This window comes from Kitasatospora sp. NPDC093558, from assembly GCF_040683475.1.
Lineage (GTDB): Bacteria > Actinomycetota > Actinomycetes > Streptomycetales > Streptomycetaceae > Kitasatospora.
This window is the reverse complement of sequence record NZ_JBFBDY010000186.1, coordinates 1-11,890: the sequence shown is the minus strand read 5'-3', so window position 1 is coordinate 11,890 and position 11,890 is coordinate 1. Positions and strand designations below refer to the sequence as shown.

Annotated in this window: 12 protein-coding genes and 1 pseudogene; 6 read left to right on the top strand and 7 right to left on the bottom strand. The window is 74.4% G+C overall.

All coding sequences use genetic code 11. The features are described 5' to 3' along the window. Both AB0O00_RS19010 and AB0O00_RS19005 read left to right on the top strand, forming a co-directional pair. On the top strand, nt 1–912 hold a 912-nt coding region (locus AB0O00_RS19010), incomplete at its 5' end, for an ABC transporter permease (RefSeq protein WP_363653199.1). 64 nt (nt 913–976) lie between these two features. Then, on the top strand, nt 977–2,146 hold the full coding sequence (locus tag AB0O00_RS19005) for an ABC transporter ATP-binding protein (protein WP_363653197.1): 1,170 nt from the start codon (nt 977–979) through the stop codon (nt 2,144–2,146). A gap of 141 nt (nt 2,147–2,287) precedes the next feature. Here the strand turns inward: AB0O00_RS19005 and AB0O00_RS19000 are convergent, their stop codons facing one another. Both AB0O00_RS19000 and AB0O00_RS18995 read right to left on the bottom strand, forming a co-directional pair. Next, a complete protein-coding gene (locus AB0O00_RS19000) occupies nt 2,288–2,992 on the bottom strand; it encodes a response regulator transcription factor (protein WP_363653203.1) in 705 nt (234 codons plus the stop codon). After that, nucleotides 2,992–4,284 carry a histidine kinase gene (locus tag AB0O00_RS18995; RefSeq protein WP_363653195.1) on the bottom strand — a complete coding sequence of 431 codons (1,293 nt, stop codon included), beginning with the start codon at nt 4,282–4,284 and terminating at the stop codon, nt 2,992–2,994. The genes AB0O00_RS19000 and AB0O00_RS18995 overlap by 1 nt, the downstream gene beginning before the upstream one ends. Before the next feature lie 220 nt (nt 4,285–4,504). On the opposite strand from AB0O00_RS18995, the gene AB0O00_RS18990 reads away from it, so the two are divergent. Both AB0O00_RS18990 and AB0O00_RS18985 read left to right on the top strand, forming a co-directional pair. Then, nucleotides 4,505–5,482 carry an ABC transporter ATP-binding protein gene (locus AB0O00_RS18990; protein WP_363653193.1) on the top strand — a complete coding sequence of 326 codons (978 nt, stop codon included), beginning with the start codon at nt 4,505–4,507 and terminating at the stop codon, nt 5,480–5,482. Then, on the top strand, nt 5,479–6,249 hold the full coding sequence (locus AB0O00_RS18985; protein ID WP_363653191.1) for a hypothetical protein: 771 nt from the start codon (nt 5,479–5,481) through the stop codon (nt 6,247–6,249). Before AB0O00_RS18990 ends, AB0O00_RS18985 begins: the two co-directional genes overlap by 4 nt. 129 nt (nt 6,250–6,378) lie before the next feature. On the opposite strand, the gene AB0O00_RS18980 is transcribed toward AB0O00_RS18985, so the two are convergent. From AB0O00_RS18980 to AB0O00_RS18970, 3 genes are all read right to left on the bottom strand, one after another. Further along, entirely contained in the window at nt 6,379–7,059 is a 681-nt protein-coding gene (locus tag AB0O00_RS18980; protein WP_363653189.1) for an aminoacyl-tRNA hydrolase, read from the bottom strand. A gap of 117 nt (nt 7,060–7,176) precedes the next feature. After that, nucleotides 7,177–7,692 carry a hypothetical protein gene (locus AB0O00_RS18975; protein ID WP_363653187.1) on the bottom strand — a complete coding sequence of 172 codons (516 nt, stop codon included), beginning with the start codon at nt 7,690–7,692 and terminating at the stop codon, nt 7,177–7,179. A gap of 44 nt (nt 7,693–7,736) precedes the next feature. Then, a complete protein-coding gene (locus tag AB0O00_RS18970) occupies nt 7,737–8,669 on the bottom strand; it encodes a hypothetical protein (RefSeq protein ID WP_363653185.1) in 933 nt (310 codons plus the stop codon). A gap of 123 nt (nt 8,670–8,792) precedes the next feature. Here AB0O00_RS18970 and AB0O00_RS18965 point away from each other — a divergent pair, with 123 nt between their 5' ends. Together AB0O00_RS18965 and AB0O00_RS18960 are read left to right on the top strand one after the other, a co-directional pair. Then, nucleotides 8,793–9,164: a YbjQ family protein gene (locus AB0O00_RS18965; RefSeq protein WP_363653183.1), complete on the top strand. Its 372-nt coding sequence runs from the start codon at nt 8,793–8,795 to the stop codon at nt 9,162–9,164. Between the two features lie 151 nt (nt 9,165–9,315). Next, nucleotides 9,316–10,446, top strand: a complete 1,131-nt coding sequence (locus AB0O00_RS18960; RefSeq protein ID WP_363653201.1) for an NAD(P)-binding domain-containing protein — start codon at nt 9,316–9,318, stop codon at nt 10,444–10,446. Nucleotides 10,447–10,504: 58 nt separating this feature from the next. On the opposite strand, the gene paaE is transcribed toward AB0O00_RS18960, so the two are convergent. Both paaE and AB0O00_RS18950 read right to left on the bottom strand, forming a co-directional pair. Continuing rightward, nucleotides 10,505–11,701 carry a 1,2-phenylacetyl-CoA epoxidase subunit PaaE gene (gene paaE, locus AB0O00_RS18955; RefSeq protein ID WP_363653181.1) on the bottom strand — a complete coding sequence of 399 codons (1,197 nt, stop codon included), beginning with the start codon at nt 11,699–11,701 and terminating at the stop codon, nt 10,505–10,507. Next, nucleotides 11,702–11,890, bottom strand: a pseudogene (locus tag AB0O00_RS18950) (phenylacetate-CoA oxygenase subunit PaaJ); the annotation flags it as partial.

Here is an 11,890-nt window from a genome sequence, read left to right as displayed (position 1 = left end):
AGTACCGGGACGGGCGCCGGCCACGGGGACACCCCCGCCGCCGGCGCCCGCCGCGCGCCCGCTTCGCCCACCCCGCCAAGCGCGCCCACCCCGCCCGGCGACCCGAAGGCGCCGCGCCGCCGCCGGCACGCCCCGCGCGTCCCGGTCACGCTGCTGCTCCCGGCGCTGCTCGGACTGGCGTTCCTGATCTTCCCGCTCGTCGGCCTGCTGGTCCGCGCCCCGTGGAGCGCCCTCTCCGACGAGCTGACCAGCACCGCCGTCTGGGACGCCCTGCGGCTGTCCCTCATCTGCGCGACGCTCGCCACGGCGGTGTCGCTGGTCCTCGGCGTACCGCTGGCCTGGCTGCTCGCCCGCACCGAACTGCCCGGACGACGGGTCATCCGGGCGCTGGTCACGCTGCCGCTGGTGCTGCCGCCGGTGGTCGGCGGTGTGGCACTGCTGCTGGTTCTCGGGCGCCGGGGGATCGTCGGCTCGTGGCTGGACTCCGCGTTCGGCATCACCCTGCCGTTCACCACCACCAGCGTGGTGATCGCCGAGGCGTTCGTCGCGATGCCGTTCCTGGTGATCAGCGTCGAGGGCGCGCTGCGCGCCGCCGACCCCCGCTACGAGGAGGCCGCGGCGACCCTGGGCGCGTCCCGGCTGACGGCGTTCCGCCGCGTCACGCTGCCGCTGATCGCGCCGGGCATCGCCGCCGGGGCCGTGCTCGCGTGGGCCCGGGCGCTCGGCGAGTTCGGCGCGACGATCACGTTCGCGGGCAACTTCCCGGGGAAGACCCAGACCATGCCGCTGGCCGTCTACCTCGCCATGGAGTCCGACCCGCAGGCGGCGATCGCGCTGTCCCTGGTGCTGCTCGCCGTCTCCGTCGCCGTCCTGGTCGGCCTGCGCGACCGGTGGATGTCCACCGCCCCGTGAGCCCCGTGACCACCTCTTTCCCGCCTCCCGCCCCATGGACGCCGCCCGGATGAACCCAGGACCCGTGAACCAAGGACCTGCGCACCCCACACCCGCGAACCCCAGCCCCGCGAACCCGGCACCCGCGGACCCGACACCCAGGGATGCGGCCCCCGCGAACCCGGCGCCGGGGAATCCCGCGCCCGCCCTCGACGCCCGGCTCCGGATCGAACGGCCCGCGTTCACGCTCGACCTGGCGCTCACCGCCGCCCCCGGCGAGGTGATCGCCCTGCTCGGACCGAACGGCGCCGGCAAGTCCACCGCCCTGCGCGCCCTCGCCGGACTGCTCCCGCTCACCGGCGGCCACCTGCGCCTGGACGGAGCCCTGCTCGCCGACCCGGCGCACCGCGTACACACCCCCGCCGAGGAGCGGCCCGTCGGCGTGGTGTTCCAGGACTACCTGCTCTTCCCGCACCTCAGCGCGCTCGACAACGTCGCCTTCGGCCCGCGCTGCCAAGGCCGTCCGAAGCGCGAGGCCCGCGCCGAGGCGGCCGTCTGGCTGGAGCGGATGGGCCTGGCGGACCAGGCCGCCTCCCGTCCGGGCGGCCTCTCCGGCGGGCAGGCCCAGCGGGTGGCCCTCGCGCGGGCGCTGGCGGTCCGTCCGCGGCTGCTCCTGCTAGACGAGCCGCTGGCCGCCCTGGACGCCCGCACCCGTCTCGACGTGCGCTCCCAACTCCGGCGGCACCTGGCCGAGTTCGAGGCGGTCGCGGTCATCGTGACGCACGACCCGCTGGACGCCATGGTGCTGGCGGACCGGCTGGTGGTGATCGAGGACGGCCGCGAGGTGCAGTCCGGCACACCGGCGGAGATCGCCCGACGGCCGCGCACCGACTACATCGCGCGCCTGGTCGGCCTCAACCTGTACCAGGGACGGGCGGACGGCCGGCGGGTCGAGCTGGCGGACGGCACGGTGCTGGCCACCACCGAGGAGCTGACCGGCCCGGCGTTCGTCGCGTTCCCGCCGTCCGCGGTGACCCTGCACCGGGAGCGGCCCGACTCCAGCGCGCGCAACGTGTGGGAGGCCAAGGTCGTCGGCCTGGACCTGCACGGCGACCGGGTCCGAGCCGACCTGGCCGGCGAGCTGCCGATGGCGGCGGACCTCACCCCGGCGGCGGTCGCGGAGCTCGACCTGGCACCGGGTACGACGGTGTGGGCGTCGGTCAAGGCCACCCAGACGCACGCCTACCCGGCCTGAGGCACGGGCCCGCGGCGGCTCGCACTCGGACGGCTCGCACTCGGACGGCTCGCACTCCGGCGGTTCCCAGGTGGACGGCTCGCGCTCCGTCGATTCCTGCCCCGACGATTCCTGCCCCGACGATTCCTACTCTGACGATTCCTACGCCGACGGCTCGACGAACCCCGATTCGTACGCCGCGATGACCGCCTGCGTGCGGTCGCGCGCGCCGAGTTTCGCGAGGACGCTGCTGACGTGCGTCTTGACCGTCTGCACGCCGAGGAACAGCCGTTCGGCGATCTCACCGTTGCTGAGGCCGCGGGCGATCAGCCGCAGCACCTCCGCCTCGCGTTCGGTCAGGGCCGCCCTCGCCATGGCGTCGCGGGCCGCCGGGTTGCCGTGGCCGGCGGCCAGGCGACGGATCGCGGCCGGGAAGAGCAGGCACTCCCCGCCCGCCACGAGCCGGACGGCGTGGACGATCTCGGCCGGGCGCGAGCGCTTCAGCAGGAAGCCGTCCGCGCCTGCGCGCAGGGCCTGGTAGACGTAGTCGTCGTTCTCGAAGGTGGTGACGACGAGGATCTTCGGCAGCCGTTCTTCCGCGCTCCCGCGGTTCGTCGCCGTGCGCGGCCGGACGAGTTCGCGGGTCGCGGCCAGGCCGTCCATGACGGGCATCCGGACGTCCATCAGCACGACGTCCGGGCGCAGCGCGCGGGCGAGGGCCACGGCGTCGGCGCCGTCGGCCGCCTCGCCGACCACCCGCAGGTCGCCCTGTGCCTCCAGGACGGCGCGCAGGCCGGCCCGGACGAGTTCCTCGTCGTCGGCGAGCACGATGTCGACGGTCCGGGCGGCGTTCCCGTTGTTGATCATCACGAGCCCAAGCGTAGGGGCAGCCGGACGGCGAGCACCCATTCACCGGGGCCGCCGCCGTTGCCCTGGCCGGTGGCCCCCACCGTGGCCTCGCCCCCGAGCAGGACGGCCCGTTCGCGGATCCCGCGCAGCCCCTTCCCGCCGCGCCCGGCCGCCGGGGTGCCCCTTGTCGGCGCGGTGCCCCGCAGGGGCGCGGCGCCCCGCGCCGACGAGGGGTCGCGCAGCGGGTTGGCGCAGTGCAGTTCCAACTGCCCGTCCCGGACGCCGATCCGGACGGCGACCGGCTCGCCGGGCGCGTACTTGAGCGCGTTGGTCAGGGCTTCCTGGACGATCCGGTAGGACTCGCGTGACAGCACCCCGGGCAGGGTTCCGGTGGGCACGTCGATCGACGCGTCGACCGGGCTGCCCGCCGTCCGCGCGGTGTCGAAGAGGGCGGGCAGTTGCTCGATGCCCGGACTCTCGGTGGCTGTTCCCTCCAGTCTGTCGGTAGCCGTTCGGTCCGGGGTCTCGCGGAGCAGGACGAGCGTCCGTTCGAGGTCGTCCATGGCCCTGCGGCCGGTCTCTTCGATGACTTCGAGCGCCTTCGCCGCGAACGCCGGGTCCCCGACCTCGCGCGCCGCACCGGCCTGAAGGACCGTCACCGTCAAGGCGTGCCCGATGGAGTCGTGCAGCTCGCGGGCCAACCGGTTGCGCTCCAGGAGGCGTTCGGCCCGCAGTTCGGCCTCCGCCAGCCGCTCGGCGGGGGACGGGCTCAGCAGCCGTACGGCCATGGCGAGTTGGAGCCGCCCGGCCCAGACGATCAGCCAGCCGTAGCCGAAGAGCAGCACCGGAGCAGCCAGCGGGTACCAGAACCGCCCTGTCCCGTACGGGAGTCGGAGGCCGCCGACGGCCAGGGCGGAACCGGTCAGCAGCGCATAGCCGACCGTGAGCGCGGCCACCGATCCGAACCCTGTCGCCGTTCCGAGCGCGACGCGCCCGATCAGCCAGGCCGCCGTGCGCCGCCGGTCGGCCCACGTGCGGGACGGTTCGGCGGCGATGTCCTCCTCGCGGTCCGGCACCAGCAGCAACCGTGCCTGGATGCCCTCCGCCCGCCGCATCGCGGGCACGAGCGCCACGAGCGCCAGCAGGACGGCGTCCACAGCCGCGCCCTGCACCAGGACCTCGGCGAGGCCCTTCCGGTAGGTCCCGGGGTAGATCATCAGGGCGACGCCCACGAAGATCCACCCGATCAGCAGGTGCAGCCAGCGCGCGTACGTGGCGCCCGCGAGCAGCGGCGCTATGAACCTCGGCATTGCGCCATCCTGCCAGGTCAGCGCCGCTCCTGACGCCCCTCCCCGGTTCGTTTCCGCCTCCCTCCCGAGAGGGAGGCAGCTCCCTTCCGCGGCGGGATCCGCCGCCCCGGCCCGCCCCGGTCGAATGGAACCACCCGCCGGAGAACCGGCACGGGCCCGGGCCGGAACGCCTCCGGACCTTTACACCTCCGGGCCCGCCGACAGGAAGGAGCACGCGGCCGTGATCGAGATCCAGGGCCTCACGAAGGAGTACGGGGGCAGGCGGGTCGTCGACGACCTGACCTTCACCGTCCGGCCCGGCGCCGTCACCGGTTTCCTCGGCCCGAACGGCGCCGGGAAGAGCACGACGATGCGCCTGATCCTCGGCCTGGAGCGCCCGACGGCCGGCAGCGCCCTGGTCGGAGGCCATGCCGCAGTCGACGGCAGCGCCCCGGCCGCGGGTCGCCCGTACGCCGAACTGGCCGCCCCACTGCGGCAGATGGGAGCCCTGCTCGACGCCCACGCCCTGCACGGCGGACGGACGGCCCGCGGCCACCTACGCTGGCTCGCCGCGAGCAACGGCCTGCCGGAGCGGCGCGTGGACGAGGTACTTGCGCAGGCCGGGCTGTCCGACGCGGCCGCCCGCCGGATCCGCGGCTTCTCGCTCGGCATGCGCCAGCGCCTCGGGGTGGCCGCCGCCCTGCTCGGGGACCCACCCGTCCTCATGCTGGACGAACCGGTGAACGGTCTCGATCCGGAGGGCATCCGCTGGATCCGCACCCTGCTGCGCGAACTCGCCGCCGAGGGCCGGGCGGTGCTCGTCTCCTCCCATCTCATGTCCGAAATGGCCCTCACCGCCGACCACTTGGTGGTGATCGGCCGCGGACGCCTGCTCGCCGATGCCCCGACCCCCGAGTTCATCGAACGCCACGGCCGCACCCGAGTGCGCGTGCGCGCCGTCGACGCGACGAAGCTCGCCGCACTCCTCGGCGGCGACGTGCTGCGCCGGATCGCTGCGGACGGCATCTCGGCCACCCAAATCGACGGCGGCGCCTGGGAGGTGAGCGGCACTGAACCGGAGCAGATCGCCGCGCTGGCCGCCGAGCACGGCGTCGTACTGTACGAGATCGCCGTCCAACAGGACTCCCTGGAGGAGGCGTTCATGCGAATGACGGCCGACAGCGTCGAGTACCGGGCCGAGTCCGAGGCCGCCGCATGAACGCAACTGCGGTCCCCCGCACGAGGTTTCTTCAGGCACTCCGCGCCGAACGCATCAAGTTCACCACCCTGCCCTCACAGTGGGCGGCCCCGCTGGTGGCCCTGACGTTGACCGTCGGCATCACCGCGGTCGTCAACGCCGCCTACGGAACGAAGGGCCACACCCTTGGCAAGGACCCGGCCGGCGGGATCTACTACGGCCTGCTGTTCGGCCACGTCGCCGTGGCCTGCCTCGGGATCCTGCTGATCGGCCAGGAGTTCAACAACCGGATGATCGGCACCTCGCTCGCCGCCGTCCCGCGCCGCGGACATCTGTACGGCGCGAAGCTCGCCCTCGGCGCGGGGCTCGGGCTGCTGCTCGGGCTGGCGTCCACCGCAGGCTCGTTCCTCGCGACCGCCGCGACGTCCGGCCTCGACCTCTCCACTCCCGGCCTCGCCCGCAGCTTCCTCGCCGGCGTGCTCTACCACCCGCTCCTGATCACGCTGTGTCTCGGACTGACCGCCATGCTGGGCAACTTCAGCGCCGCCCTCGGCCTGATCCCGCCCATGTTCTTCCTCGGCACCACCTGGCTGGCGGCGATCCCCGGCGTCCGCGAAGCCGGCCAGTTCCTCCCCGACCGCGCGGGCCTGTACGCGATGCGCACCCAGGCCGAACCGGGCATCCACTACGGCCACTGGACGGGCCTGCTGATCATGATCGCGTGGACGGCCGCCGCAGCCTACGGCGGGCTGCGGGCGATGCGGGGGTACGGGGCGTCGGGCGGGTAGGCGGGGCGGCGGCGGGCAGCTGCGCGGCGCGCCCGGACAGATGACGGGTGACGGATAACAGCGAACAGATAACAGATTTCGAAATCTGTTATCTGTTCGCTGTTATCTGTTCGCCGTCCGCCCCTCCCGCTACCGCAGCGCCGGGTGCTCCGCGATCACCGTGCAGCTGCCCGGCGCGATCTCGGTGAAGCCCGCGTCCCGCACGACCGGCAGTCCGCTCGCCACCAGCTCCGCCCACGCCTCCGGCGTCGGCGTCCGGACGGCGAGGGCGAAGCCCGACGCGGCCCACTCCTTGCGCTGCGCCTCGTCCAGCCGCCACCAGGCGAGCTGCGCGGCGTGCCCGGTCTGGGCCATGGTCTTGCCCGCGCTCATCTCCATCTCCGGGTTGAGCCACAGCACCGGGAGGCCCGGCTCAGGAGCGCCGATCTCCTCGGTCTCCTCCAGATCCGTCCCCGACACCTGCAGCTTCGCGAGCTCCTTCGGCCACCCGTCCAGCGGGACCGGCGGGAACACCCGCACCTCCGCCTCCCGCCCCCGCACGGTGATCCCCGGCAGCTCGCCGGCCCGGCGCCACTCCCCACCCCGGGCCCGCCGGACCACCTTGCGGATCCGCGCGTCCTCCCAGGCCACGACCCGCTCGGCCCACTCGCCGTCCGCCTGCGTCACCCGCGGGTCCGCGAGCAGCGTGAGCACGGCCCGGGCCGAGGTCTCCAGCGCGTCCGTCCGTCCGGGCGGCGTGGCCCGCTCCAGCCGCACCACCAGCGGCAGCACGTACTGCGGCCGGCCGTCGCGATCGTCGGAGGTGGGCACGGGAACCGGGGCATCGAACGGAGAAGTCACCCGTCCAGCATGCCAGTCCCCCTGATCACGCGATCACGGCAGGTCCCGGCTCGGCCGCCCCCACACCGCGGCAACCTGCCGGAACCGCTATCGCAGCCGCTGCCGCAGCTCGTCCACCGCCGCGCGGATGCCCGCGCTGTAGGCGTCCTCCGGCAGGGCGTCCAGGCTGCGGACGGCGCGGTCCAGTTGCTCGCGCGCGAGGTCCGCCTCGCCCAGCTTGAGGTGGTCGGAGGCCAGGTTGAGGTGCAGCGACGGGTAGAACGCCCGCACCTGCAGCGCCGATTCGTACGTCCGGGCCCGCTCGGCGGTCAGCGAGTCGGCGGCGGCCAGCGCCCGGCGGTCCCACTCCAGTTCGGCCCGCGGGTCGTCCTGGAGATCGGCCAGGTAGTGGGCCAGCACGCAGCGGTGGAAGACGTCGCCGCGCTCGCCGAGCGCCTCCCACAGCGCCTCGAAGCTGGCCCGCGCCTCGGCCGTGCGGCCGTGCTGCGCCGCCTGCACGCCGTCCAGTCCGAGGGCGATCCGGGAGAGGAACTCGTCGTCCCCGGCCGCCGGGGGCCCGTCCGGGCCTGCGGGCATGTCGCGCATATCGGATACATCGGACATGCCCGCAGCCTAACGGCCGCCCCGGGAACCCGCCGGACGACGGGTCAGCGCCGGTAGCCGCGCTGGCCGTCCCGCTCCTCCGCGTCCTCGTAGGCCAGGAACCAGCCCTCCGGGTGCGTCGCCGCCAGCAGCAGCTCGGTGCGCTGCTCGGCGGCGAGCTCCGGATCGCCGTCGTCCGGGCCGTAGACGCCGAACAGCTCGTCGTGGCAGCCGTCCCAGTCGTAGTCGTACAGGTCGGCGGGCAGGTCGCCCATCATGTCGGCCACCGACTCGGGCTGCGCGCCGAGCAGCGCGCGGGCGTCGAGGAGCGCCATCCGCAGCGCGATCTCCTCGGCCAGGCAGCGCGGCAGCGGCCACTCGCCGAGCGCGAGGTCGTCGGCGAGGTCGTCGAAGGCCCGGGCCATCGCGCGGCGCCAGCCCCGGTGGAGGCGCCAGGTGCGCTGGGGCAGCCGGGCGAAGACCGTCCAGTCGGCGTCCTCGCCCTCGGCGACCGGGTCGTCCCCGTGCTCGTCGAGGTCGTCGTACGCCGCGTCGGCCAGGCCGAGCAGCTGGGCGTGGAGGAGGCACGCCGTACGCGGGGTGAGCGTCCAGTCCGCGCCCGCGCCGCTGCCGTCCTCCTCGTCGCCCTCCAGCGGGAACAGCTCGGCGAAATCCGGCGCGAAGTCCTCGGTGACGCTGATCTCCAGCGTGCCGCCGATCGCCTCGACGCCCGGGATCGCGGCCACCAGCCGGTCCGGGTGCAGCAGCGCGCCGAGCGCCGCGTTGGCGTCCTCGGCCACCTCGCGCAGCAGGTCGCGGCGCTGGCCCGCCGGATCGATGCCGTCGAAGTCCAGTTCCTCCACGGCCGCGATCGCCGCGGCGCGCAGCGCCGGCCAGTTGGTGATCCGCAGGCCCAGCACCACCGTCGCCTCGATCTCCTGCGCACCGGAGTCCTCCGCCGCGCCCGGCCCCTGTGGATGATCGCTTCGCTCGCCCATGGGGCTACGGTACGGCTTTTCGGCCGCGCGATCACCGGTCTGAACCAGCTTCCGGACACCTTGTCCGCCACACCCCGGCCACGCCTCTGTCACTCGGACGCACGCCGGCGGCAGGATGGGCCCATGGCTGACATCAACGAGTACGGCGGCGGGCAGGGCCCGAACGCCGACGTCCTGGTCGTGACCACCAACGACATCCCCGGCTTCCGCGTCGACCACGTGATCGGCGAGGTGTTCGGGCTGACCGTGCGCAGCCGGCACATCGGCAGCCAGATCGGCGCCGGGCTGAAGTCGCTGATCGGCGGCGAGCTGAAGGGCCTGACGAAGACCCTGGTGGAGAGCCGCAACGAGGCGATGGCGCGGCTGGTCGAGCAGACCAAGGCACGCGGCGGAAACGCGGTCCTGATGATGCGCTTCGACGTGACGGAGGCCGCGGACGTCGGCACCGAGGTCTGTGCGTACGGCACAGCGGTCGTGATCGCGCCGACGACCTGATCCCGCTGATCCGGCCGGTGGCGCCAACGGTTCCACCGGGCGCCGCCGGGAACACCCGCTCGAAGGCCGATGTTTCACCGGCGTGACTGTTTACGGTGCAACCAACAGCGCAGCCGGCGGTGCGGCCGACGGCGGGCAGCGGCAGCAGCGAGTGGACGTCCTGGTGGTGGGCGCCGGGCAGGCGGGTCTCTCCGCCGCCTACCACCTGCGCCGCCGCGGCTTCGCCCCCTACCGGGCGGACGCCGACGGCGGCTTCGTCGTGCTCGACGCCGGGAGCGGCCCCGGCGGCGCGTGGGCGCACCGCGCGCCGTCCCTGCGGATGGCGACCGTGCACGGTTTCCACGACCTGCCGGACGCCGAACTGCCCGCGCCCGATCCGGCCTCCCCCGCCCGCGAGGTGGTGCCGGGGTACTTCGCGGCGTACGAGGCGCGGCACGCGCTCCCCGTCGTGCGCCCCGTCACCGTCCACGCGGTGCGCGCCGAGTCGGACCGGCCGGACTCCCGGCTGCTGGTCGAGACCGACCACGGCACCTGGTCCACTCGGGCGCTGATCAACGCCACCGGCACGTGGACCCGCCCGTTCCTGCCGCACTACCCGGGCCACTTCGCCGGGCGGCAACTGCACTACGTCGAGTACCGCGGGCCGGAGGAGTTCGCCGGCAAGCGGGTGCTGGTGGTGGGCGGCGGGGCGTCCGCGATCCAGGTGCTCTCGGAGGTCGCGGCGGTCGGCGAGACGGTGTGGGTCACCCGGACCCCGCCGGTCTTCCACGAGGGGCCGTTCACCCCCGAGTACGGGCGGGCGGTGGTCGCGAAGGTCGAGGAGCGGGTGCGCCAGGGCCTGCCGGTGCGCAGCGTGGTGAGCGTGACCGGGCTCGGCCCGTCCGTCGCGTACCGGCGCGCGGAGGAGCTGGGCGCGCTGCACCGCCGCCCGATGTTCGACCGGCTCACCGAGCACGGAGTGGCCTGGGGGGACGAGGAGTTGGCGGTGGACGCGATCGTGTGGGCGACCGGTTTCCGCCCCGAGGTCGGGCACCTCGCCCCGCTCGGGCTGCGCTCCCCCGGCGGCGGCATCGCCCTCACCGGGACCAGGGCAACCGCCGATCCGCGCGTCCACCTCGTCGGCTACGGTCCGTCGGCGAGCACCGTCGGGGCCAACCGGGCCGGGCGCGCCGCCGTCAACGACCTGGTCCGCCTCCTCGGCGACCCTGCGGCGGCGGCGGGTGAGCTTGCGGCTGGGCCGGCGGGTGGGCCGGCGAGGCGCGCCGAGCCGGTCGGGGTGTGACGAGGGTCCTGCCGCCGTACCCGCGGCAGGAGCCGTACCCGCGGCAGGACGACCCTCGTCAGCGGTCGTAGTCGACCGTCACCCGGTCCGTCAGCGGGCGGGCCTGGCAGGTGAGGACGTAGCCGGCGGCCAGTTCCTTCTCCTCCAGCGCGAAGTTGCGGCGCATCTCCACCTCGCCCTCGGTGACGAGCGCGCGGCAGGTGCCGCAGACGCCGCCCTTGCAGGCGAACGGCAGGTCGGGGCGGGAGCGCTGGGCGCCGTCGAGGATCGAGCGGTCGCACGGGAGGGACAGCGTGCTGCCACGCCCGTCGAGGATGACGGTGACCTCGCTGTGCGCGCCGTCCGCCCGGTCGTCCACCGCGTCGGGATCGTCGGCGCGCTCCGCCACCGGCTCGTCCTCGGCGTGGAACAGCTCCTGATGGACCCGCTCGCCCGGCACGCCCAGCTCGGCGAGCAGTTCCTTCGCCCCGGCGACCATGCCGAACGGGCCGCACAGCCACCAGTGCCCCACCCGACCGACGTCCACGAGGGCGTTCAGCAGCGCCCGCACCCGCTCGGGGTCCAGACGGCCGCTGAGCAGTTCGGCGTCCCTGGTCTCCCGGGACAGCACGTGGACCAGCTGGAAGCGGCCGAGGTAGCGGTCCTTCAGGTCGGCCAGCTCGTCGGCGAACATGACGGTGTCGCTGCGCCGGTTGCCGTAGAGGAGGGTCACGGTGGAGGCCCGGTCGGCAGCCAGCACGGACGCGGCGATCGACAGCATCGGCGTGATGCCGGAACCGGCCGCCAGCAGCACGTGGTCGGCGGGGACGCCGAGTTCGGGGCTGAACAGGCCGGTGGGCGTGAGCACCTCCAGCTCGTCCCCGGCCCGGGCCTCGCGCACCAGCCGGCGGGAGAACAGGCCGCCCGGCACCTCGCGGACGGCGATCCGCAGCGGGCCGCCGACGGGGGCGCAGATCGAGTACGAGCGGCGCTCGTCGCAGCCGTTCACCTCCTGGCGCAGCGTCAGCGTCTGCCCGGGCCGGAACGCGTACGCGGCGGCGAGAGCGTCCGGCACGGCGAAGGTCACCGCGACGGCGTCGTCGCAGAGCCGCTCGATCTCGGCGATCCGCAGGTGGTGGAAGGCCGGGCGGCGGGCGCCCGCGGGGGCGGGAGCGGCAGTGGCGGCCGTACCGGTCTCCGTGACGGTCTCCGCGGTGGTCTCCGCGGTCGTCTCCGTGACGGTCTCCGCGGTCGTCTCCGTGCTGGCGGCGGGCATTCAGATCTCCTTGACGCGTTCGAACGGCTCGCGGCAGGCGCGGCAGCGCCAGAGGGCCTTGCAGGCGGTGGAGCCGAACCGGGACAGCTCCTCCGTGTCGGCGCTGCCGCACTGCGGGCACGGCACGGGGGTGGCCGAAGCGGCGGAGGCGGCGGAGGCGGCCGTCCAGGTGGGGCCCAGGGTGAGCGC